Origin of the sequence: Streptomyces sp. NPDC001634 (assembly GCF_040298185.1) — a bacterium.
Lineage (GTDB): Bacteria > Actinomycetota > Actinomycetes > Streptomycetales > Streptomycetaceae > Streptomyces.
The window spans coordinates 13996-35213 of sequence record NZ_JBEOZU010000011.1 but is presented as its reverse complement, the minus strand read 5'-3'; the positions used below and the strand labels follow the sequence as shown (position 1 = coordinate 35213).

Genomic DNA, 21218 nt, shown 5'->3' with positions numbered 1-21218 from the left:
TACCACCGCGCGCTCCCACGCGATCACCTCAGGACGGTACCCGTTGTCCGTATCCCCATCTGTCTCCGTCTCCGCCGCGGTTCAGGCCCCCACCGAGGCCGACCTGCTCGATTTCGCGCGCCGTACGGCCGCCGACGCGGAGCTGATCGCCTCGCTCCCGCTGGACCCCGAGGGCCGTACCTGGGTACGCCTCGAGGGTCCCGGCGGCAGCGAGGCCTGGCTGATCGGCTGGCCGCCAGGCACCGGCACCGGGTGGCACGACCACGCGGACTCGGTCGGCGCCTTCGTCACCGCATCGGGCGAACTCAAGGAGAACTCGCTCGCGGTCCGGCTGCCATCCGACGGCTGGAAGACCCTGGAACTCACCGAGGACGTGGACCGGGCACGGCGGCTGCCGGCCGGTACGGGCCGCTCCTTCGGGCGGCACCATGTGCACGAGGTGCTCAACGAGTCCCCCGAGCAGCACGCGATCTCGGTCCACGCCTACTACCCGCCCCTGCCGCAGATCCGCCGCTACAGCCGTACGGGGCAGGTACTGCGCCTGGAGCAGGTCGAGCGCCCGGAGGACTGGCAGTGAGCTCCGTACCCCAAGGTCCCGGTCCCATCGGCATCGACGAACTGCTGGAGCGGGTCCGCGCGGACCTCGACCGAGTGGAGCCGGCGGAGGCGTACGAGGCGGCGCAGGCCGGCGAGACCCTGCTCGTGGACATCCGGTACGCGGCCCTGCGCGACCGTGACGGGCTGATCCCCGGCGCCCTCGTCGTCGAGCGCAACGAACTGGAGTGGCGCCTCGATCCGCAGGGCAGCCACCGCGCCCCCGAGGCCTCGAGCCACGATCTGCGCGTGGTGGTCGTCTGCAACGAGGGCTACGCCTCCAGCCTGGCCGCCGTGTCCCTGCGCCAACTGGGCCTGCACCGCGCCACGGACCTGGTGGGCGGCTTCCAGGCCTGGAAGGCGGCGGGCCTGCCGGTGACCGCGTAGTCCGGGCCCTGAACGCGATGGGCGCCCCCGCGCGTCCACCGTGTCCAGGGCCCGCGTCCGTTGCGTTCCTCGCCTGCCGGGCCGCCCTTCGGTTCCGCACCGACGAGGAGTCCGCGGTTCAGAACTCCGCGTCCCCCAGCCCCTCCGTGTCCTCGCCCTCGTCCTCCAGCGCCTGACGGACCACCCGCAGGGCCATGCCCTCGGGGTAGCCCTTGCGGGCGAGCATGCCCGCGAGACGGCGCAGGCGCTTGTCGCGGTCGAGGCCTCGCGTCGCGCGCAGCCTGCGGTCGACGAGTTCACGCGCGGTGGCCTCCTCCTGCTCAACATCAAGCTGCCCCACCGCTTCGTCGATCAGCGTGGAGTCCACACCCTTCGTCCGCAGCTCCTGCGCGAGCGCCCGGCGGGCCAGGCCCCGGCCGTGGTGCCGGGACTCCACCCAGGCGTCCGCGAAGGCGCTGTCGTCGATCAGGCCGACCTCCTCGAAGCGCGACAGCACCTCGTCCGCCACGTCGTCGGGGATCTCCCGCTTGCGCAGGGCGTCCGCGAGCTGTTTCCGCGTGCGCGGGGTCCCGGTGAGCAGACGCAGACAGATCGCCCGCGCCCGCTCGGCCGGGTCCCCGTCCCCAGGGGACTCCTCCTTCTCGGCCCTCGACGAGAAGGAGGAGCCCCCGTCCTGGGGGCCGTCGGCCGGTTCCCCGAAACCGCGCCGCCGCCCTCGCCCGCGTCCCCCGCGTACACGGCCGTCGCCGCGCGGAGTGTCCTCGCCGTATGCACCCCCGTCGGCTCCCCCGTCGTCGCGCAGTTCGTCGTACCCCCCGTCACCGTCCCCGACGGACCCCCCGTGGCCCCGGCTCCCCCTCCCCTGTGGGGCGGCGGGGTGGGTGTACTCGGCCCAGTCGGTTCGCCGTGTCACGGGCTAGCTCTTGGCTGCCGGGGCCTTGGCCTTGGCAGCCTTGGCCGCCGGGGCGGGCACAGCCTTGGCGTCCTCGGCCGCGGGCGTGGCACTCGCCGCGTCCGCGCCCGGCTCGGCGGAGGGCTCCTCCGGCCGCACGCCGACGCCCAGCTTCTCCTTGATCTTCTTCTCGATCTCGTTGGCCAGGTCGGGGTTGTCCTTCAGGAAGTTGCGCGCGTTCTCCTTGCCCTGGCCGAGCTGGTCGCCCTCGTACGTGTACCAGGCGCCGGCCTTGCGGACGAAGCCGTGCTCGACGCCCATGTCGATCAGGCCTCCCTCGCGGCTGATGCCCTGGCCGTAGAGGATGTCGAACTCGGCCTGCTTGAAGGGCGGGGCGACCTTGTTCTTGACGACCTTGCAGCGCGTGCGGTTGCCGACCGCCTCCGTGCCGTCCTTCAGGGTCTCGATGCGACGGATGTCGATGCGCACCGAGGCGTAGAACTTCAGCGCCCGGCCACCCGTCGTGGTCTCCGGGGAGCCGAACATCACGCCGATCTTCTCGCGCAGCTGGTTGATGAAGATCGCCGTGGTCTTGGACTGGTTGAGCGCGCTGGTGATCTTCCGGAGGGCCTGGCTCATCAGGCGGGCCTGCAGACCCACGTGCGAGTCGCCCATCTCGCCCTCGATTTCCGCACGCGGGACGAGCGCGGCGACGGAGTCGATGACGATGAGGTCGAGGGCGCCGGAGCGGACGAGCATGTCCACGATCTCCAGCGCCTGTTCGCCATTGTCCGGCTGGGAGAGGATCAGGTTGTCGACGTCGACGCCCAGCTTGCGGGCGTACTCGGGGTCGAGGGCGTGCTCGGCGTCCACGAAGGCCACCTGGCCGCCGGCCTTCTGCGCGTTGGCCACCGCGTGCAGGGTCAGGGTCGTCTTGCCGGAGGACTCCGGCCCGTAGATCTCCACCACTCGGCCGCGCGGCAGGCCGCCGACGCCGAGGGCCACGTCGAGCGCGGTCGACCCGGTCGGGATGACCTCGATGGGCTCCTTCGACCGCTCGCCCATGCGCATGACCGCGCCCTTGCCGAATTGCCGTTCAATCTGTGCGAGCGCGGCGTCGAGGGCCTTCTCGCGGTCGGTTCCTGCCATGGGTTCCACCCGGTTTGCTTGAGTCGATCGCTTCACGTCAAAGACGCTAACGCCTGCCACTGACAATGCGCCCCGACGCCCGTCCGGCCTGTGGATAACTCGGGCACTTCTCCATGAAAACCGTGTCGAAATCCCCGTCGAGAGCCTCGCCGGAGCCTCCATAAGAATGGATGTTCGATTTTCGTGTCAAGCGCACCAGGTGGCGCCTCCGAGACTACGTTCGCGGACCGACAACGCCGGTTCCCGGCCGCACCGCCCCTACTTCCCGGGGCGTAGGCCAGGAGCCTCCGGTCGTACGACGACCGCTCGGCCCGTCGCGCCGAGGCTGTCCCCATGGACCGCCGTGGAATCCGTACCCCTGCCGTCACCGCCTCGGCGCGATCGGCAGGCACCGCCACCGCCCCGCACCCCGGGAGCCGGACGACCGTCCCGTGGCCGTGGCACGCCGCCCGCCCCTCCGAGCGCCTGTGTTACGCGACCGGAGCCGTCCTCGTGCTGTCCGGCCTGGCGCACCTGCTGGTGTTCGCCGTCGACGGCGGCCCCTGGGACGGTCCCGTCTCCTGGCGCAAGCCCGTCACGTTCGGGCTCTCCTTCGGGCTGACACTCATCGCGGTCACCTGGGTGACGTCGTACCTGCGCATCGGTGCGCGGCCGCGCACAGTCCTGCTCGTCGTGTTCGCCGCCGACTGCGTCGTGGAGGTCGCCGGGATCACCCTGCAGGCCTGGCGGCACGTACCCTCGCACCTCAACACCGAGACGCCGTTCGACACCGTGGTCGCGATGACGCTCGCGGTGGGCGGCGGCGTCCTGGTCGTCGTGCTCTCGGCGTTCGCCGCCGCCGCATTCCGGCACCGGCCCGACGGACCGCTGGGAATGGCGCTCGCGCTGCGCTCCGGGTTCGCGATCATGATCGTCGCGCTGCTCTCGGGAGCCGCGATGATCGCGCGCGGGGTCGTGCTGTCGCGCACCGGGCATCAGCAGGCGGCCTACCACTCCACGGCACCGCTCAAGCCGCTGCACGGGGTGAGCCTGCACGCGGTGCTGGTGCTGCCCGCGCTGGCCTGGCTGCTGTCGCGCACGTCCTGGAGCGACGCCAGGAAACAGCGGATCATGTACGCGGCGGTCGGCGGCTACACGGCCGCCGTGCTCGGCGCGGGCGCCTGGGCTGCGCTCACCTGGTGAGTTCCAGGAACCAGAAGCCGGTGAGTGCCAGGCAGCCGACAAGTACCAGGAACCGTCCTCACCGAGGAAACAGCCGCCGCACGCGCGCGGTGAGGCTGCCCGCGCCGCGTATGCGGTGCCCGTGGACCCGGGGGTCGTCCATGACGTCGTACCGCTTCACGTACGCCCCCAGGAAAGCCTGCAGCGTGGCGACCGCGGGGATGGCGATCAGTGCGCCGACCGCGCCGAGAAGCGCGGTGCCCGCGATGACCGACCCGAAGGCGACCGCCGGGTGGATGTCCACGGACCGCGCGGTCAGTTTGGGCTGCAGCATGTAGTTCTCGAACTGCTGGTAGACCACGACGAAGACCAGCACCCACAGCGCGTACCAGGGGGCCACGGTGAAGGCGATCAGCATCGGCAGGGCGCCCGCGAGATAGGTGCCGATGGTGGGGATGAACTGCGAGACCAGGCCGACCCAGACGGCGAGCACGGGCGCGTACGGAATGCCGAGCGCCGCCAGCAGGACGTAGTGCGCTATACCGGAGATCAGTGCCATCAGGCCGCGCGAGTAGAGGTAGCCGCCGGTCTTGTCGACGGCGATCTCCCAGGCGCGCAGTACCTCGGCCTGCCGGGCGGGCGGCAGTACGGAGCACAGCGCACGGCGCAGCCGCGGCCCGTCGGCGGCGAAGTAGAACGAGAACAGCGCGATCGTCAGCAGCCGGAAGAGGCCGCCCAGGACCTGCGCGGAGACGTCCAGCACGCCGGTGGCGCTGTTCTGGACATACTTCCTGAGCCAGTCGGAGTGGACCAGACTGTCCTGTACGTCCACGCGTCTGAGATCGGTGTGGAACGTCGAGTTGATCCAGTTGATGACGGAGTCCAGGTAGCCCGGGAAACCCTCGATCATCTTGATGATCTGGCCCGCCAGCATCGAGCCGAGCAACGTGACGAACCCGGCCACGGCGATCATCAGACCGAGGAAGACCAGGAAGGTGGCCAGGCCCCGGCGCATGCCGTGAGCGGCCATCCAGCTCACCGCGGGCTCGATGGCGAGCGCCAGGAAGAACGCGATGAGTATGTTGATCAACAGGCCTGTGACCTGGTGGAACGCCCAACTGCCGAGCTGGAACACGGCGACGAGGGAGAGCGCCAGCACCATTGCGCACGGCAGCCAGCGCGGCATACGGGCGCCCGGCACGGCGCCGTCGTCCGCCGGGGGGCGGTCGGGCTGTGCCGTACCGAGCGGCGATTCATGCTGGGCGACCTGCGCGGTCTCGTCTGTCGGGGCCACGGAGCAAGTCTCACCGACGCCGCCGCCATTCGGGGAGGCCTGTGGATCTTCGTGATCGTTCAGCGCTTGTCGTCCGGAACGTTCACGGCCGTGCACACCGCGCGCCACACGTCCTTGGCCTCCCAGCCGGCGTCCAGCGCCTGGTGCACGGTACGCCCGCCGAGCTCCGACATCACATGATCGCGCGCGAAGGTGTCGGCGTACCCCTCACCGAAGTGATCCGCCATCCGCTGCCAGAAGACCGTCAACCGCATGACTCCAGTATCACGCCCCTGAGAGTGGGCCCTGGCCGGGACCGCTTGTCGAGAACGCTTTCCGTCCTACGGTCTGATCCATGGCCGATTCCGGAGAATCCCCACTCCCCTCTGCGCCCGCGGCGCCCTCCCCGCTCTCCCGCGCCGAGCACTTCGTGTGGCTCACCGCGCGCGTGCTGGAGCAGCGCCGTTTCGCGTACCACTTCCTGGGCGGCGGCGCCGACCCGGTGGAGACCGCGCTGGCCGCCTACCTCAACGAGGACGACGGCTACGGTCACGCCCTCGAACCCGATCTGCGCGGGCCCGTCAGCCAGCCCCTGCACACCGCTCACGCGCTGCGGGTCCTGGACTCGATCGGGCGCTGCGGCGGGCAGCGGGTGGAGCGCGTGTGCCGCTATCTGACCTCCGTGTCGACGCCGGACGGCGCCCTTCCGGCGATCCATCCCAGCCAGCGGGGCTATCCGGCGGCTCCCTTCGTGCCGATCGTCGACAACCCGCCGAGCGACCTCCTCACCACCGGGCCGGTGGTGGGTCTGCTGCACCGCAACGAGGTGTGGCACGCATGGCTGTTCCGGGCCACCGACTTCTGCTGGCAGGCGGTCGAGTCCCTGGAGAACTCGCATCCCTACGAGGTGGAGGCCGCTGTGGCGTTCCTGGACTCGGCGCCCGACCGCCGGCGCGCGGAGGCGGCCGCCGACCGCCTGGGCCGCCTGGTGCGCGAACAACGGCTCGCGGTCCTCGATCCGGAGCGCCTCGAGGCGTATCCGGTGGCCGCCGGGTACGCGCCGGGCGAGCACCACTTCCCGTACGACTTCGCGCGCGCCCCGGACTCCCTCGCGCGCGCGTGGTTCACCGACGAGGAGATGGCACGCACCCTGGACTTCCTTGCGGCCGAGCAGCAGGAGGACGGCGGCTGGCCGATCCGGTGGTGCCAGTGGGCTCCGGGCACCGCCCTGGAGTGCCGCCCGATGGTGACCATCGAGGCGCTGCTCACCCTGCGGGCGTACGGCCGGGCCATCGGCTGACAGAGGGCGCGGCTCTGGTGCGGGCTCCTGGTGTGCGGTCCGGCAGGCCCCTCAGCCCGTCATCGCCCGCGCCGCGGCCGACACCATGACGGCCGCGGCGACGACGAGCAGGAAGGGGGCGCGCAGGAGCAGGGCGACCGCGGCCGCGGCGAGTCCCGCGGCCCTGGCGTCCAGGACCAGGGCGCGGCCGTCGGCGAAGGTCTGCTGGGCCGTGAGGGCGGCCAGGAGAGCCACGGGCACCAGGGCCGCGAGCCGCTGGACGAGCGGCCGCTCCAGGATCCCCGCGGGCACCAGCAGGCCGATGAGCTTGACGGCGTAACAGCCGACGGCGGTCACCCCGATCGCGATCCAGACGTTCAACGGTCCTCCCCCAGTGCGTCCTTCTCCGGTACGTGCTTTTCCGGCACGTCCTTTGGTAGGTCCTTACTGTGGACGTCGTCTCCCTGCGCGGCGTCGGTGGTCGTCCGCCGGGTCCCGCCCATGCTGCGGCGGCGCCCCTCCGCACAGAGGACGACCGGGGCCGCCAGTGCCGCCACCAGAACCGGTACGCCGGCGGGCAGGACCGGCAGCAGGCCCAGCCCCAGCACCACGGCGGCGCCCGCCACCGCACGCTCCGTGGTGGTCTTCAGCATCGGCGCGAGCAACGCCAGGAAGACCGCGGGCCCGGCGGCGTCCAGCCCCCACGCGTCGGTGTCGCCGATCGCCTGCGCGCCGACGGCCCCCAGCAGCGTCGTCAGGTTCCACAGCACGTAGAGGGAGAGCCCGGTGACGGTGAAGCCGATGCGGATGCTGCGCCGGGTCGGCTGGGCGAGGGCGACAGCGGTGGTCTCGTCGATCACCCACTGGGCGGCCAGCGGCCGCACCGCGCGCGGGAGGGCCAGCAACTGCGACAGACGCAGCCCGTAGAACGCGTTCCGCACGCCGAGGAAGAAAGCACCCGCGGCCGCCGTGAACGGGTTGCCCCCGGCCGCAAGAGCACCCACGAGGGCGAACTGCGAAGCACCCGTGAACACCAGGAGGCTGAGCGCACAGGTCTGCAGGAGCGTGAGCCCGCTGCCGGCCGAGGTCACCCCGAAGGCGAAGCCGGACAGCCCTACGGCGACCCCTACTCCGAGGGCGTCCCGGACGACGGCGGCGTCCGGCTTTCCGTCGTCTTCCCTGTGTATGTCTGCGAGAGCGGTCTGTTCTGCCACACCCCGGACGGTAGGAGCAGCCGCCCTTGCGGGTCTTGTACGTTCTTGCGCCCCGGGGTGCGCCCGCCGTCGCTCCGGCGCTCGCGCTGGTAGGCCCCCGGAGGGACGCCCACGATGCGGGTGAAGTGGCGGTTGAGGTGCGGCTGGTCGGTGAAGCCGACCGCGACGGCAGCCTGAGCGGGTGCGGTACCGGCGTCCAGGAGGTGCCGGGCCCGGCGGACGCGGGCGTCGGTCAGCCAGGCGTGCGGCGGCATCCCGTAGGTGTCGCGGAAGGCGCGCAGCAGCGCGAAGGGGCTCGTGCCGAGGTCGGCCGCGAGCCGTTCCAGGGTCGGGGGCTCGGCCATCCGCTCCTCCAGAACGGCACGCGCGCGTGCGGCGGCACGGGCGCCCGCCGCGCGCACGGCCCGCTGCGGCATCGGCCCGCCGTTGAGCCGGAGCAGCCGGGTCACGGCGACCCGCAGCAGGGTGTCGGCGGCGAGCGCGTTGCCCTCGTCCGCGGCCCGGAGCACCTCGTGGACCAGGCCGACGGCGTACGCGTCCTCGAGCACCGGGCTCGTGAAGCCGGGGGTGCCGCGGATGGCCGTGGTCTCGGCGGCGATCTCGGACACCAGCTGCGGCGACGGGTAGACGGCCCCGTAGCGGAACCCCTCGGGTCCACCGGCCCGGCCCGTGTGCGGGGTGTCGGGGTTGACCAGTGCCAGGGCGCCCGGGCCCGCGTACTGGTCGGCGCCGCCGTGATGGAAGACGTCGACGCCGTCGGCGACGGCCGCGATCACGAAGTGTTCGTGGGTGTGGCGCAGAAAGGTCTTGCGTATGTAGTGGGCCCGCAACAGGTCGACGCCGGGCAGTTCCTCGTACCGCCAGTGCCGCGCCCGCTCCCCGGAACCTGCCATGAGCCCATTCTGCGGCACGGCCGAGCGGCCCGTGCCGCGCCCACCGCGCCGTCGCCGCGCGTTTGCGCAGGTCAAAAGCATTGTCAGTGGGCGGGTGCAGGATGGACGCATGGTCAGCTCCGCACACCGAGCCCTCGACGGCTTCTCCCCCGCGACCCGCGGCTGGTTCACGGGGGCGTTCTCCGCGCCCACCGCGGCCCAGGCCGGAGCGTGGCGCGCCATCCGCGAGGGCTCGGACGTGCTGGTGGTCGCCCCGACCGGCTCCGGCAAGACGCTGGCCGCGTTCCTCGCCGCGCTCGATCAGCTGGCATCCACCCCGCCGCCCGCCGACTCCAGGAAGCGCTGCCGGGTGCTGTACGTGTCCCCGCTGAAGGCCCTCGCGGTCGACGTGGAGCGGAATCTGCGCAGCCCGCTCACGGGCATCCGCCAGGAGTCGGTGCGCCTCGGCCTGCCCGAGCCGGAGGTGAAGGTGGGCATCCGCTCCGGCGACACCCCCGCCGCCGAGCGCCGAGCTCTGGCCACGCGCCCGCCGGACATCCTGATCACCACCCCGGAGTCACTGTTCCTGATGCTGACGTCGGCCACGCGTGACGCGCTGACAGGCGTGGAGACGGTGATCCTGGACGAGGTGCACGCGGTGGCGGGCACCAAGCGGGGCGCACATCTGGCGTTGTCCCTCGAGCGGCTCGACGAACTGCTGCCCAAGCCCGCGCGCCGCATCGGCCTGTCCGCCACCGTGCGTCCGGTGGACGAGGTCGCCCGATTCCTCTCGCCGCGCCGCAAGGTGGAGATCGTCCAGCCGAAGTCCGGAAAGGAGTTCGACCTCTCCGTCGTCGTCCCCGTCGAGGACCTCGGCGAGCTGGGCGGCTCCCCGGTCGCCGACGGGAACGAGGGCGCGGAGCGTCCGTCCATCTGGCCGCACGTCGAGGAGCGGATCGCCGATCTGGTCCAGGCCCACCGCTCCACGATCGTGTTCGCCAACTCCCGTCGGCTGGCGGAGCGGCTGTGCAACCGGCTCAACGAGATCGCGTACGAGAGGGCGACCGGCGAGACGCTGGAGGAGCACCACGCTCCCGCCGAGCTGATGGGCGGCTCGGGCGCGGCCCAGGGGGCTCCCCCGGTGCTCGCCCGCGCCCACCACGGCTCGGTCTCCAAGGAGCAGCGCGCCCTCGTCGAGGAGGACCTGAAGGCCGGTCGGCTGCCCGCGGTGGTGGCCACCTCCAGCCTCGAGCTGGGCATCGACATGGGCGCGGTGGACCTGGTCGTCCAGGTCGAGTCGCCGCCGTCCGTCGCCTCCGGGCTGCAACGCGTGGGCCGCGCGGGACACCAGGTCGGCGCGGTCTCCACGGGCGTTGTCTTCCCCAAGTACCGAGGCGACCTCGTCCAGGCGGCCGTGGTCACCGAGCGGATGCGTACCGGCTCCATCGAGTCCCTGAAGGTTCCGGCGAACCCGCTGGACGTGCTCGCGCAGCAGCTCGTGGCCATGACGGCGCTCGACACCTGGCAGTTCGACGACCTCCTCGCCGCGGTCCGCCGGGCGGCCCCCTTCGCCTCGCTCCCCGAGTCGGCGTTCACGGCCGTGCTGGACATGCTCGCGGGCCGCTATCCCTCCGACGCCTTCGCGGAACTGCGCCCGCGCGTGGTGTGGGACCGGGTCGCGGGCACGATCACCGGCCGCCCCGGCGCCCAGCGGCTCGCCGTCACCTCCGGGGGCACGATTCCGGACCGCGGGCTCTTCGGGGTCTTCCTCGCCGGGGCCGACCCCAAGAAGGGCGGCGGCCGGGTCGGCGAGCTGGACGAGGAGATGGTGTACGAGTCCCGGGTCGGGGACGTGTTCACGCTGGGCACCAGCTCCTGGCGGATCGAGGACATCACCCGCGACCGTGTCCTGGTCTCCCCCGCGCCCGGCGTCCCCGGCCGGCTCCCCTTCTGGAAGGGCGACCAGTTGGGCCGGCCCCTCGAACTGGGCCGTGCGGTGGGCGCGTTCCTGCGCGAGGTGGGCTCGCTGCCCAAGGAGGACGCGCGGCTGCGGCTGCTGGCCGCGGGGCTCGACGCCCGGGCCGCGGACAACGTCCTGTCGTATCTGGACGAACAGCGGGAGGCCTGCGGCCATGTCCCGGACGACCGCACGATCGTCGTCGAGCGGTTCCGCGACGAGCTGGGCGACTGGCGGGTCGTGGTGCACTCCCCCTTCGGCGCCCAGGTCCACGCCCCGTGGGCGCTAGCGCTGGGCGCCCGGCTGGCCGAGCGGTACGGCATGGACGCCCAGGTGATGCACGCCGACGACGGCATCGTGCTGCGCCTGCCCGACGCCGATCTGATGGGCCTGGACCTGCTCGACCAGGAGCCGATGAAGGCAGGCACGGAGTACGACGCCGAGCAGGCGCCCGTCGGCGCCGCGGACGTCGCCTTCGACAAGGGCGAGGTCGACCAGATCGTCACCGACCAGGTGGGCGGCTCGGCGCTGTTCGCCTCTCGCTTCCGCGAGTGCGCCGCCCGTGCGCTGCTGCTGCCGCGCCGCAACCCCGGCAGGCGCACCCCGCTGTGGCAGCAGCGCCAGCGTGCGGCCCAACTGCTCCAGGTGGCGAGCGAGTTCGGCTCGTTCCCCATCGTCCTGGAGGCGGTCCGCGAATGCCTGCAGGACGTCTTCGACGTCCCGGGGCTGGTCGAGCTGATGGGGGATCTCGAGTCCCGCAAGGTGCGGCTCGTCGAGGTCACCACCCCGGAGCCGTCCCCCTTCGCCCGCTCGCTGCTGTTCGGGTACGTCGCACAGTTCCTCTACGAGGGAGACTCACCGCTGGCAGAGCGGCGCGCGGCCGCGCTGTCGCTGGACTCCCGGCTGCTGGCCGAGCTGTTGGGCCAGGCGGAGCTGCGCGAGCTGCTCGACGCCGAGGTCCTCACGGAACTGGAGCGCGAACTGCAGTGGCTCACCGAGGACCGGCGGGTCAAGGACATCGAGGGAGTCGCGGACGTGCTGCGGCTGCTGGGTCCGCTCACCGATGCCGAGCTGGTGGAGCGGGGGGCCGAGCCGCACTGGGCCCAGGAGCTGGCCGCCGCCCGCCGCGCCATCAAGGTCCGTATCGCGGGCGCCGACCACTGGGCGGCGGTCGAGGACGCGGGCCGGCTGCGCGACGCCCTCGGCACGGCGCTCCCGGTGGGCGTCCCCGAGGCCTTCACCGAGCCGGTCAAGGACCCGCTCGGCGACCTCCTCGCGCGGTACGCGCGCACGCACGGCCCGTTCACCTCGGCGACCGCGGCCGCGCGCTTCGGACTCGGCGTGGCCGTCACCGAGGGCGCGCTTCAGCGGCTCGCGGCGTCCGGACGCATCGTCCAGGGGGAGTTCCATCCGGCGGGCATCGGCCAGGAGTGGTGCGACGCGGCGGTGCTGCGCAGACTGCGGCGCCGTTCGCTGGCGGCGCTGCGGCACGAGCTGGAGCCGGTGCCTCCGGCCGCGCTGGCGCAGTTCCTCCCGCAGTGGCAGCACGTCGGCAGCGGGCACGGGCTGCGGGGCATCGACGGACTGGTGCGCGCCATCGAGCAGTTGCAGGGCGCTTCGGTGCCCGCGTCCGCCTTGGAGAAGCTGGTCCTGCCGTCCCGTGTCGCGAACTACACGCCCGCGATGCTGGACGAACTCACGGCCGCCGGTGAGGTGGTGTGGGCGGGCGCGGGCGCTCTGCCCGGTAAGGACGGCTGGGTCTCGCTGTATCTGGCGGATGCGGCCCCCCTGCTCCTGCCCGCCCCGCACCCCTTGGAGCTGACCGCCCTTCACCAGTCGGTCCAGGACGCCCTCTCGGGCGGCTACGGCCTGTTCTTCCGCCAGATCGCGGATCAGGTGCGCGCCACGACGCATCCGGACGTCACGGATCCCCAACTGGCCGACGCGGTCTGGGACCTGGCCTGGTCGGGTCGGCTCACGAACGACACGCTCGCGCCGATGCGGTCGCTGCTCGGCTCGGGGCGCACCGCCGGATCCACGGCTCACCGCTCCAAACGCGCGGTCCCGCGCGGGCGGTACGGCTCGCTGACGGGCGCCGCCCGCCCCCAGTCGCGTACCGGCCCGCCGACCGTCGCGGGCCGCTGGTCGCTGCTCCCCGCCCGTGAGGCCGACCCCACCGTCCGTGCCCACGCCCTGGCCCGGACGCTGCTGGACCGGCACGGCGTGGTGACCCGGGGCGCGGTGACAGCGGAAGGCGTGGAGGGCGGCTTCTCCGCCACGTATCGCATCCTGTCCGTCTTCGAGGAGAGCGGTCAGGCACGACGCGGGTACGTGGTCGAGGGACTGGGCGCGGCGCAGTTCGCAATGGACGGCGCGGTGGACCGGTTGCGCGCGGTGGCGAACGCGCGCGAGCGGGGCGAGCCGCTGCCCGGAGCGGGCGCAGGAGTGGGGCCCGGCGCCGGGAACGGCTTCACGAATGGTTTCACGGGAGGGCACGCAGACCAGTTCGGCCCGGCCGTGAGTCCCGGTACCGGATACGGGCCGTTCGACGCGTCGGACGGCGCCGGCACCGGGTACGGACCGTTCGACGGCCCGGACGGCCTCGAAGACCCGTCCGGCGCCGACTTCGCCGACGCCTTCGACATGGGTCCGGCCGTCCCGGATCCGCTGTCCGGCCCTGGGTTCGGAGGCCCGCGTTCCGGCTCCGGCTTCTCCACCGTGGAACCCGGAAGCTCCCGCTCCCCGTACGGACGGCAGGGGCAGGGCCTCCCGCCGAACCGCACCCGGTCCACCGGCCCGGCCCGGACGGTGGTCCTGGCGGCCGCCGACCCGGCGAACGCGTACGGCGCGGCGCTCCCCTGGCCCGAACCGCCGACCGGTGCGGGGCACAAGCCGGGACGCAAGGCGGGCTCGCTGGTGGTGTTGGTCGACGGCGAGCTGGCGCTCTACATGGAGCGCGGCGGCAAGACCCTGCTGGCCTGGCCCTCCGACCCGGAGGCCAAGCCGACGGACGACGCCCTGCTGCGGACGGCCGCCGAGGCCCTCGGGGCGGCCGCACGGGCGGGCTCCCTCGGCACGGTCACGGTCGAGCGCGTCAACGGAGCCTCCGCCCTCTCGTCCCCCTTCGGCATCCTCCTTGAGGGTGCGGGCTTCATCGCGACCCCGAGAGGGCTGCGCATCAGGGCATGAGCTCCGGCATCACAGCGACGGGCAGCCGATGGGCGGGGCGCCCTGCCAACGCCCCGACGTGTCACCCTTGACCCATGCCCGAAGGCGACACCGTCCACCAAGTCGCGAAGCGTCTGCACGGGGCGCTCGCGGGAAAGGTGCTGACCCGATCCGACCTCCGGGTGCCCCGGTACGCCACGGCCGACCTCACCGGCCGTACCGTCCTGGACGTCACTCCGCGCGGCAAACACCTCCTCACCCGGATCGAGGGCGGGCTCACGCTGCACTCCCATCTGAAGATGGACGGCGCATGGAAGGTCTATGCGGCGGGGCAGCGCTGGAGCGGCGGCCCCGCCCACCAGATCCGGGCGATCCTCGGAACCGTCGACCGCACGGCCGTCGGCTACCGTCTGCCGGTACTGGAACTGCTCCGCACCACCGATGAGCACCGCGCCGTGGGCCACCTCGGCCCCGACCTCCTGGGCCCCGACTGGGACCCCGACAAGGCGCTGGAGAACCTGCTGCGGGATCCCGCCCGCCCCCTGGGCGAGGCCCTCCTGGACCAGCGCAACCTGGCCGGCATCGGCAATGTCTACAAGAGCGAGCTGTGCTTCCTGCTCCGGGCGACTCCGTGGCTGCCCGTCGGCGACCTCCCGGCCGAGCACACCGCCCGCCTCCCCCTCCTCGCCAAGAGGCTCCTGGAGGCCAATCGCGACCGCCCGGTCCGCAGCACCACCGGACGGCGCGAGCAGGACCTCTTCGTGTACGGCCGCGCGCCCCGCCCCTGTCTGCGCTGCGGCACTCCGGTCCGGGTGGCCGACCAGGGCGACGGCTCCCGTGAGCGGCCCACCTACTGGTGCCCGTCCTGCCAGTCGGGCCCGGCCCCCGCCCCACGCACGGCGGATCACCGCAGCAGCCGCCCACGCACGACTAATTGACGACCCGTCAGAATTCCTCGTACCGTCGCTGTCATGCCCGTCACGGCGTACGACCTCAGCGGACGCACCGCATTCGTCACCGGCGCCGCCAGCGGCATCGGCCGCGCCTCGGCCGTGCTGTTCGCGGAGGCCGGCGCCACCGTGCACTGCGCGGACCGTGACGCGCACGGCCTGCACGAGACGGCGACCCTGATCAAGGACCGCGGCGGCACCGCGCACACCCACCACCTCGATGTCACCGACCGGGCGCAGCTCCAGCAGGCGGTCGGGTCCTGCGAGCGCCTCGACACGATGGCCGCGGTCGCCGGGATCATGCACAGCAGCCCCGTCCTGGAGACGCGGGACGAGGATCTGGACCGAGTGCTGGCCGTCAACTTCAAGGGCGTGCTCTACGCCTGCCAGGAGGCGGCCCGCCGCATGATCGCGGACGGTACGCGCGGCAGCATCGTGACGATGGCGTCGAGCGCCGTCGACACCGGCGGTCCGGGACTGCTCTGCTACGGCGCGGCGAAGGCGGCCGTGGTGCAGCTCACAAAGACACTGGCGACCGAGGTCGGGCGGCACGGCATCCGGGTCAACGCGGTGGCCCCCGGCTGGACCCGTACACCGATGACCGACCGCCATGGGGAGACACAGGCCCGGACGGAAGCGTTCATGGCCCGGCTGTCACCGCTGGGCCGGGTCGGCGAAGCCGAGGACATCGCCCACGCGGTACTGCACCTGGCCTCGGACGCCGCGTCCTTCACCACGGGCCAGATCCTCCGCCCGAACGGCGGCGTGGCGATGCCCTGGTGACACCCTCGGGCGGCACGCGCGGCCGGGCCGGCCAAGAGCCGCCCCCGGGAGTCCCCTGAACACCCCCGGACGCCGTCCTGCCGGCCCCGCCCGCTTCCCCCTCGCCCACCCCTCACCCAGGTTGCGCGCCCCTCCCGCGCCCCCTCGCGGCCCGCCACCGGGCCCAGGACCGTGCCCACTGGTCCGACCCGGCCGCCCCCACGGCCCGGGTCTTCGGCACACAATGCACCGGCAGCAGGCTCAGTCCCCACCCCCCGGTCGCGACCGCCCCCTCCAGCACCCCTGCGTCGGGTGCCAGTACGAGTCGGAGCACCCCCCACCACCACAGCGCACCCAGCGCCAGCGCAACCCCCCAGCGCGCTGTGCGCCTCGCCATGGCCGTCACCTCCAACCCGAGGAACCAGACCCTAGACGGGGCCGTCACGGCCAGGGAGGGCGCACCAGCGGCACACAGGCGCACCGGACCCAGCGCATGCCCCGGGCATCCGTCGAACACGGCGCACCCCGCGCACACCCCGCCCCCGCACCCGGACCCACGAGGTCGCGGGGCCGCCCCGCGACGCCCGCGCTCACCCGTTCTCCGCCTGGAACATCCAGTGGTGCTTCTCCAGGTCCGCGGTGATGCCGATGAAGATGTCCTGGCTCACCGGATCCGGCTCGGCGGTCGCCCCGACCCGCTCACGCATGCGCGCGATCACGGCACCCAGCGCCGACACGAGCGTGCCCACCGCGTCCGTGTCCTTGACCCAGCCCTGGGGTACGGAACCGATGCCGCTGCCCTGGGCGACCGTGGCGGCGCGCCCGTCCGGCGGGACGCCCAGCGCCGAGGCCCGTTCCGCCACCGTGTCGGAGTGGCGGCGCGCGGTGTCGACGACTTCGTCGAGCTGGAGGTGGATGGAGCGGAAGCGCGGCCCGATCACGTTCCAGTGGATCTGCTTCGCCACGAGGGCGAGGTCCACCAGGTCGACAAGGGCGCCCTGCAGCGCCCCGGAGACGGTCTTGAGGTCCGTGTCGGACAGGGGGCTCTTCACGACGTACATCGGCATCCTCCGCAAGCGTTCGTACGACCCCGGCCCCCGCCCTTCCACGATGACCGCCTCGCACGGGCCCGGCAAACGGGACCCGGGCCGGCGGTGCTGGACGCACAAGAGCCCCGGCCGTGCCCCTCCGGGTCTCCCCGGAGAAGCCCCGGCCGGGGCTCTCACACCTTTCACCGCCCACCCGCCCACGCGCGTGAGGGTCAGGCGGCGACCACGTCCACTGCCTCGGTGGGCGCCTTGATCGTGACCCGTTCCGGTGGGACACCGGTGACGGACACGGAGTTGAGCATCGGGCGACGTACCGGTGCGGGCACCGGTTCGGTGGCCGCAGCCGACTGTGCCAGCTCGGCGAGCGCGAGCTCGTCGCTCACTTCCCGCATGAGCTCGGACATCCGTACGTCCAGCGCGTCGCAGATCGCGGAGAGCAGCTCGGAGGACGCCTCCTTCTGCCCCCGCTCCACCTCGGAGAGATAGCCGAGCGAAACTCGGGCGGACGAGGAGACTTCGCGCAGAGTACGGCCCTGGCGCTGGCGCTGCCGACGCAGCACGTCACCCAGTAGGCGACGGAGCAGAATCATCGGTGGCTCCCTCCTCGGACCGCGAAACCGCATCCTTCACGCCCCACCGTACCGCCTTGCGCCGCGGCCGTGCGGGGAGCGCTGTTGTGTTCACTAAGGGCTGCAAACATCAAGTCCCCCCGTTCTGTTCCGTATCCTGTGCCCGTTCATTCCCAGTCTGTTCGCCCGCAAGCTGCTCCAGAAGCAATGCGAGCACGCTCCGTACACTCTCCATACGGATTTCCGCACGGTCGCCGTTCAACCGCAGCGAGGCCACTTTCCCGCCACCAAGTTCGCCGGAAATCTCTTCGAACGGCCCGTCCACGGCCACGAACACCGTGCCGACCGGCTGCCCGTCCTGTGGCTCGGGTCCGGCCACTCCGGTCGTCGCGAGCCCCCAGTCCGCGCCGAGCGCCTTGCGCACGCCGGCCGCCATCTGGGCCGCGACCTGCGGATCCACCGCGCCGCGCTCGGCCAGCAGGGTGCCGTCGACGCCGAGCACGTCCTGCTTCACATCGGTGGCGTACGCGGTCACGGAGCCACGGAAGGCCTTGGAAGCCCCGGGCACCGCGGTGATCTCCGCGGCCACCAGGCCACCGGTCAGCGATTCCGCGACGGCGAGCGTCTCGCCCCTCACGGTGAGTAGTCGCAGCACTTCGGCGGCCAGGGAATTCACCCTTCCGCCTCCTCGGCCGCGGCCCGGCGCTCGGCGATTCCGCGCCTGCGCAGCACAATGGCCTGTCTCACATAGTCGAGTCCGGTGACGACGGTCAGAACGATCGCCACAGCCATCACCCAGAACCGCAGGGTTGCCAGCCACCCGGTGAGCGCCAGGACGTACATGCCCACGGCCACGCCCTGGGTCAGCGTCTTGAGTTTGCCGCCCCGGCTCGCCGGGATCACGCCATAGCGGATCACCAGGAAGCGCAGCAGGGTGACGCCCAGCTCGCGGCCGAGGATCACTATGGTCACCCACCACGGCAGATCGCCGAGCGAGGACAGACAGATCAACGCCGCCCCCATGATCGCCTTGTCGGCGATGGGGTCGGCGATCTTCCCGAAGTCGGTGACGAGGTTGTACGTGCGCGCCAGATGACCGTCGAAAAGATCGGTGATCATGGCGATGGCGAAGGCTGCCCAGGCGAGCGAGCGCCACGCCGGGTCGTACCCGCCGCCCGCCAGCATGAGCGCGACGAAGCCCGGCACGAGGAGCAGGCGGAGCATCGTCAGGAGATTGGCGACATTCCACACACTGGCCTGGTTGACCGCGGCGGCCGTCAGCTTGCCGCCCCGGGCCGGCCGTACGCCGTCCTGGGAGCCGGAGGCACCGGGCGCGCCCGGGCCCTTGACCGCTTTGGCGACGGGGACGCCAGGAGCGCCCTTGCCCGTCTTGGCACCGTGTGCGCCCGCCGCTCCCCGCGCTCCTGAGGGGGGCCCACCCGCTGCGGATGCCGGGATTCCGCTCATCTGCCCGCCTCCTCAGGACACCCGAGCGAGCCCGCGAGCGGCTCGGCCACCAGGTCGACACCCTCCGTACCGACCACCTTCGCCTCGACCATACGGCCCACGCGGAGACCTGTGCCCCCCGTGAACAGCACCTGGCCGTCCGTCTCGGGCGCCTGGTGCGCGGCGCGGCCGTACACGCCCTCCTCCTCGTCCACCGACTCCACGAGCGCGTGCACGGTCTCGCCGACGCGCTCCTCGGCACGCTGCGACACCAGCTCCTCGGCCAGCCGTGAGACATGGGTCAGGCGCTCGGCGACGACGTCCTCGTCGAGCTTGTTGTCGTACGTCGCGGCCTCGGTGCCCTCCTCGTCGGAGTAGCCGAAGACGCCGATCGCATCCAGCCGCGCACCGTTCAGGAAGCGCTCCAGCTCGGCCAGGTCCGCCTCGGTCTCGCCGGGGAAGCCCACGATGAAGTTGGAGCGCACGCCGGCCTCCGGCGCCTTGCTCCGGATGGTGTCCAGCAGCTCCAGGAACCGGTCGGTGTCCCCGAAGCGCCGCATCGCGCGCAGCACACCGGGCGCTGAGTGCTGGAAGGACAGGTCGAAGTAGGGCGCGACCTTGGGGGTCGAGGTCAGCACGTCGATGAGACCGGGACGCATCTCGGCCGGCTGGAGGTAGCTGACGCGGACGCGCTCGATGCCGTCCACCTCGGCGAGCTCGGGCAGCAGGGACTCCAGCAGGCGGATGTCGCCCAGGTCCTTGCCGTACGAGGTGTTGTTCTCGGAGACCAGCATGATCTCCTTCACGCCCTGCTCGGCCAGCCAGCGCGTCTCGTTCAGCACGTCGCTCGGACGGCGCGAGATGAAGGAGCCACGGAAGGACGGGATGGCGCAGAAGGAGCAGCGCCGGTCGCAGCCGGAGGCGAGCTTCACCGAGGCGACCGCGGAGCCGTCCAGACGGCGGCGCAGGGGCGCACGGGGGCCCGAGGCCGGCGCGACACCCTCCGGAAGATCCAACGGACCGTGCCCGGGCAGCGCCACCGAAGCGGCCGTGTCCTGCCGCTCCGCCGGGCTGATCGGCAGCAGCTTGCGCCGGTCGCGCGGGGTGTGCGAGGCGTGGATACCGCCGTTCAGGATGGTCTGCAGGCGGTCCGAGATGTTCACGTAGTCGTCGAAGCCGAGCACGCCGTCGGCCTCCGGCAGGGCCTCGGCGAGCTCCTTGCCGTACCGCTCGGCCATGCAGCCCACCGCCACGACCGCCTGCGTTCTGCCGTGGTCCTTGAGGTCGTTGGCCTCGAGCAGGGCGTCGACGGAGTCCTTCTTCGCGGCCTCGACGAAGCCGCACGTGTTCACGACGGCGACATCCGCGTCCGCGGCGTCCTCCACGAGCTGCCAGCCGTCCGCCTCCAAACGGCCTGCGAGCTCCTCCGAGTCCACCTCGTTACGGGCGCAGCCAAGGGTGACGAGTGCGACGGTACGGCGTTCAGGCATGGGCTCAAGACTACTTCGTCCCACTGACAGCCCACGTCGACGGGGTTGGCCGATCTTGGCCAACCCCGTGTTTCCCTGCCCCTTGAGTGCCGCTCGGGCGCCTCCCAGGTTCCGCAGCCGTCCGTCAGCCGGTGACGGGGTCGCCCTTCGTGTAGGTCAGGCGTTCGACCTGGCCGGGCCGGAAGTCGTCCTGGATCTTCTTGCCGTTGACGTACAGCTGGACGGCGCCCGCGTCACCGAGGACCAGGTCGATCTTCTCCTTGTCCTGGAAGGTCTGTGAGTCGCCCTTCTTGAGCAGCCCATCGAAGAGGGTCCTGCCGTTGTGATCCTTGGCGGCGATCCAGCTGCGGCCGTCGACGGCGCTCACCTGGACCGTCACCTTGTCCCGGGGTGCGGCCGCGATGGCGCTGTCGGACGGCTCGGGCTTCTGCTCGGCGGGCTTGCTGCTCTGGGGCGTGGGCGACGCGGGCTTGCTGGCGCTCGCCGTGGGGCCCTTGGCCACCGGCGTCTTCACCGATTCCCCGCTGTCGGTCCCCTTGAGCAGGGTGAACCCGACGAAGCCGATCACCGCGACGATCGCCGCGACCATGGCCGCGGTCCAGTTCGGCCCGCGCCGCTCGGGGCGGATACGTTCCGCCTCGAAGAGCGGGGCAGCCGGTGTCGGGGCGGGCCGTCCGCCGTGCTCGGCGGCGTACTGCTCGAGCAGCGGGGCCGGGTCGAGGTGCACGGCGCGCGCGAGCGTGCGAATGTGACCTCGAGCGTAGACGTCACCGCCACAGGGAGCGAAGTTGTCCTGTTCGATCGCGTGCACGATGACGTTGCGCACCCGGGTGGCGTTACTGACGTCGTCGACGGTCAGCCCGGCCGCGATGCGCGCCTGCTGCAGGGCGCGGCCGATCGAGGGGCGGTCCGACGCACTGACGTCTTCACGGTCGTCTTCGAATGGACGTGCGTCCTCAGGGGAGTTGCCGTCAGAGGAGTTGCCGATGGACACGGGGGCGCCTTT

The 21218-nt window shown here is 72.2% G+C and carries 20 protein-coding genes; 7 read left to right on the top strand and 13 right to left on the bottom strand.

The annotated features are described in order from the left end of the window. Window positions 1-43 precede the first annotated feature (43 nt). Together ABT186_RS09595 and ABT186_RS09590 are read left to right on the top strand one after the other, a co-directional pair. The gene (locus ABT186_RS09595; protein WP_351226663.1) at window positions 44-577 is read left to right on the top strand and encodes a cupin domain-containing protein; all 534 of its coding nucleotides are present in this window, start codon (window positions 44-46) and stop codon (window positions 575-577) included. Further along, on the top strand, window positions 574-981 hold the full coding sequence (locus ABT186_RS09590) for a rhodanese-like domain-containing protein (RefSeq protein WP_351924393.1): 408 nt from the start codon (window positions 574-576) through the stop codon (window positions 979-981). The genes ABT186_RS09595 and ABT186_RS09590 overlap by 4 nt, the downstream gene beginning before the upstream one ends. A 118-nt stretch (window positions 982-1099) precedes the next feature. Here ABT186_RS09590 and recX read toward each other — a convergent pair whose 3' ends face one another. Both recX and recA read right to left on the bottom strand, forming a co-directional pair. Continuing rightward, a complete protein-coding gene (recX, locus tag ABT186_RS09585) occupies window positions 1100-1894 on the bottom strand; it encodes a recombination regulator RecX (protein WP_351226665.1) in 795 nt (264 codons plus the stop codon). A gap of 3 nt (window positions 1895-1897) precedes the next feature. Next, window positions 1898-3022: a recombinase RecA gene (recA, locus tag ABT186_RS09580; protein ID WP_351226667.1), complete on the bottom strand. Its 1125-nt coding sequence runs from the start codon at window positions 3020-3022 to the stop codon at window positions 1898-1900. 333 nt (window positions 3023-3355) lie between these two features. Here recA and ABT186_RS09575 point away from each other — a divergent pair, with 333 nt between their 5' ends. Further along, complete coding sequence (locus ABT186_RS09575) at window positions 3356-4204, top strand: hypothetical protein (RefSeq protein ID WP_351226669.1); 849 nt, start codon at window positions 3356-3358, stop codon at window positions 4202-4204. A 58-nt stretch (window positions 4205-4262) separates the two neighbouring features. Here ABT186_RS09575 and ABT186_RS09570 read toward each other — a convergent pair whose 3' ends face one another. Both ABT186_RS09570 and ABT186_RS09565 read right to left on the bottom strand, forming a co-directional pair. After that, a complete protein-coding gene (locus ABT186_RS09570; protein ID WP_351924391.1) occupies window positions 4263-5477 on the bottom strand; it encodes an AI-2E family transporter in 1215 nt (404 codons plus the stop codon). A gap of 59 nt (window positions 5478-5536) precedes the next feature. Next, window positions 5537-5731 (bottom strand): DUF3046 domain-containing protein, encoded by a 195-nt coding sequence (locus tag ABT186_RS09565; RefSeq protein ID WP_351226673.1) that lies wholly within the window; start codon window positions 5729-5731, stop codon window positions 5537-5539. An 80-nt stretch (window positions 5732-5811) separates the two neighbouring features. On the opposite strand from ABT186_RS09565, the gene ABT186_RS09560 reads away from it, so the two are divergent. Beyond that, window positions 5812-6756, top strand: coding sequence for a hypothetical protein (locus ABT186_RS09560; RefSeq protein ID WP_351924389.1), 945 nt, complete (start codon window positions 5812-5814; stop codon window positions 6754-6756). 51 nt (window positions 6757-6807) lie between these two features. On the opposite strand, the gene ABT186_RS09555 is transcribed toward ABT186_RS09560, so the two are convergent. Genes ABT186_RS09555 through ABT186_RS09545 form a run of 3 tightly spaced genes read right to left on the bottom strand, consistent with a single transcriptional unit; the run spans window position 6808 to window position 8842 of the window. After that, window positions 6808-7116, bottom strand: a complete 309-nt coding sequence (locus tag ABT186_RS09555) for an AzlD domain-containing protein (RefSeq protein ID WP_351924387.1) — start codon at window positions 7114-7116, stop codon at window positions 6808-6810. Next, window positions 7113-7949 (bottom strand): AzlC family ABC transporter permease, encoded by an 837-nt coding sequence (locus ABT186_RS09550; RefSeq protein ID WP_351924385.1) that lies wholly within the window; start codon window positions 7947-7949, stop codon window positions 7113-7115. Before ABT186_RS09550 ends, ABT186_RS09555 begins: the two co-directional genes overlap by 4 nt. Next, entirely contained in the window at window positions 7862-8842 is a 981-nt protein-coding gene (locus ABT186_RS09545; protein ID WP_351924383.1) for a helix-turn-helix domain-containing protein, read from the bottom strand. Before ABT186_RS09545 ends, ABT186_RS09550 begins: the two co-directional genes overlap by 88 nt. 109 nt (window positions 8843-8951) lie before the next feature. On the opposite strand from ABT186_RS09545, the gene ABT186_RS09540 reads away from it, so the two are divergent. The 3 genes from ABT186_RS09540 (at window position 8952) to ABT186_RS09530 (ending at window position 15679) form a co-directional block, all read left to right on the top strand. Continuing rightward, a complete protein-coding gene (locus tag ABT186_RS09540; RefSeq protein ID WP_351924381.1) occupies window positions 8952-13967 on the top strand; it encodes an ATP-dependent helicase in 5016 nt (1671 codons plus the stop codon). Between the two features lie 74 nt (window positions 13968-14041). Further along, the gene (locus ABT186_RS09535) at window positions 14042-14884 is read left to right on the top strand and encodes an Fpg/Nei family DNA glycosylase (protein WP_351924379.1); all 843 of its coding nucleotides are present in this window, start codon (window positions 14042-14044) and stop codon (window positions 14882-14884) included. 33 nt (window positions 14885-14917) lie between these two features. After that, on the top strand, window positions 14918-15679 hold the full coding sequence (locus ABT186_RS09530) for an SDR family NAD(P)-dependent oxidoreductase (protein WP_351924377.1): 762 nt from the start codon (window positions 14918-14920) through the stop codon (window positions 15677-15679). A 569-nt stretch (window positions 15680-16248) separates the two neighbouring features. Here the strand turns inward: ABT186_RS09530 and ABT186_RS09520 are convergent. The 6 genes from ABT186_RS09520 to ABT186_RS09495 form a co-directional block, all read right to left on the bottom strand. Beyond that, window positions 16249-16719 carry a Dps family protein gene (locus ABT186_RS09520; protein ID WP_351232057.1) on the bottom strand — a complete coding sequence of 157 codons (471 nt, stop codon included), beginning with the start codon at window positions 16717-16719 and terminating at the stop codon, window positions 16249-16251. Window positions 16720-16919: 200 nt separating this feature from the next. Then, window positions 16920-17297 carry a helix-turn-helix domain-containing protein gene (locus ABT186_RS09515; RefSeq protein ID WP_028802355.1) on the bottom strand — a complete coding sequence of 126 codons (378 nt, stop codon included), beginning with the start codon at window positions 17295-17297 and terminating at the stop codon, window positions 16920-16922. Window positions 17298-17406: 109 nt separating this feature from the next. Further along, window positions 17407-17952 carry a CinA family protein gene (locus tag ABT186_RS09510; protein WP_351232059.1) on the bottom strand — a complete coding sequence of 182 codons (546 nt, stop codon included), beginning with the start codon at window positions 17950-17952 and terminating at the stop codon, window positions 17407-17409. Next, window positions 17949-18743: a CDP-diacylglycerol--glycerol-3-phosphate 3-phosphatidyltransferase gene (gene pgsA, locus ABT186_RS09505; protein WP_351232061.1), complete on the bottom strand. Its 795-nt coding sequence runs from the start codon at window positions 18741-18743 to the stop codon at window positions 17949-17951. Before pgsA ends, ABT186_RS09510 begins: the two co-directional genes overlap by 4 nt. Continuing rightward, complete coding sequence (gene rimO / locus ABT186_RS09500; protein ID WP_351232063.1) at window positions 18740-20212, bottom strand: 30S ribosomal protein S12 methylthiotransferase RimO; 1473 nt, start codon at window positions 20210-20212, stop codon at window positions 18740-18742. The genes pgsA and rimO overlap by 4 nt, the downstream gene beginning before the upstream one ends. A gap of 124 nt (window positions 20213-20336) precedes the next feature. After that, window positions 20337-21206: a helix-turn-helix domain-containing protein gene (locus ABT186_RS09495; protein WP_351924375.1), complete on the bottom strand. Its 870-nt coding sequence runs from the start codon at window positions 21204-21206 to the stop codon at window positions 20337-20339. Window positions 21207-21218 lie beyond the last annotated feature (12 nt).

What these genes read in the sequence shown, in the direction of transcription:
- ABT186_RS09520 (WP_351232057.1), bottom strand. Translation starts at nt 16,719, where the DNA reads ATGTACGTCGTGAAGAGCCCCCTGTCCGACACGGACCTCAAGACCGTC.
- ABT186_RS09565 (WP_351226673.1), bottom strand. Translation starts at nt 5,731, where the DNA reads ATGCGGTTGACGGTCTTCTGGCAGCGGATGGCGGATCACTTCGGTGAG.
- ABT186_RS09560 (WP_351924389.1), top strand. Translation starts at nt 5,812, where the DNA reads ATGGCCGATTCCGGAGAATCCCCACTCCCCTCTGCGCCCGCGGCGCCC.
- ABT186_RS09545 (WP_351924383.1), bottom strand. Translation starts at nt 8,842, where the DNA reads ATGGCAGGTTCCGGGGAGCGGGCGCGGCACTGGCGGTACGAGGAACTG.
- pgsA (WP_351232061.1), bottom strand. Translation starts at nt 18,743, where the DNA reads ATGAGCGGAATCCCGGCATCCGCAGCGGGTGGGCCCCCCTCAGGAGCG.
- ABT186_RS09575 (WP_351226669.1), top strand. Translation starts at nt 3,356, where the DNA reads ATGGACCGCCGTGGAATCCGTACCCCTGCCGTCACCGCCTCGGCGCGA.
- ABT186_RS09530 (WP_351924377.1), top strand. Translation starts at nt 14,918, where the DNA reads ATGCCCGTCACGGCGTACGACCTCAGCGGACGCACCGCATTCGTCACC.
- rimO (WP_351232063.1), bottom strand. Translation starts at nt 20,212, where the DNA reads ATGCCTGAACGCCGTACCGTCGCACTCGTCACCCTTGGCTGCGCCCGT.
- ABT186_RS09540 (WP_351924381.1), top strand. Translation starts at nt 8,952, where the DNA reads ATGGTCAGCTCCGCACACCGAGCCCTCGACGGCTTCTCCCCCGCGACC.
- ABT186_RS09535 (WP_351924379.1), top strand. Translation starts at nt 14,042, where the DNA reads ATGCCCGAAGGCGACACCGTCCACCAAGTCGCGAAGCGTCTGCACGGG.
- ABT186_RS09515 (WP_028802355.1), bottom strand. Translation starts at nt 17,297, where the DNA reads ATGATTCTGCTCCGTCGCCTACTGGGTGACGTGCTGCGTCGGCAGCGC.
- recA (WP_351226667.1), bottom strand. Translation starts at nt 3,022, where the DNA reads ATGGCAGGAACCGACCGCGAGAAGGCCCTCGACGCCGCGCTCGCACAG.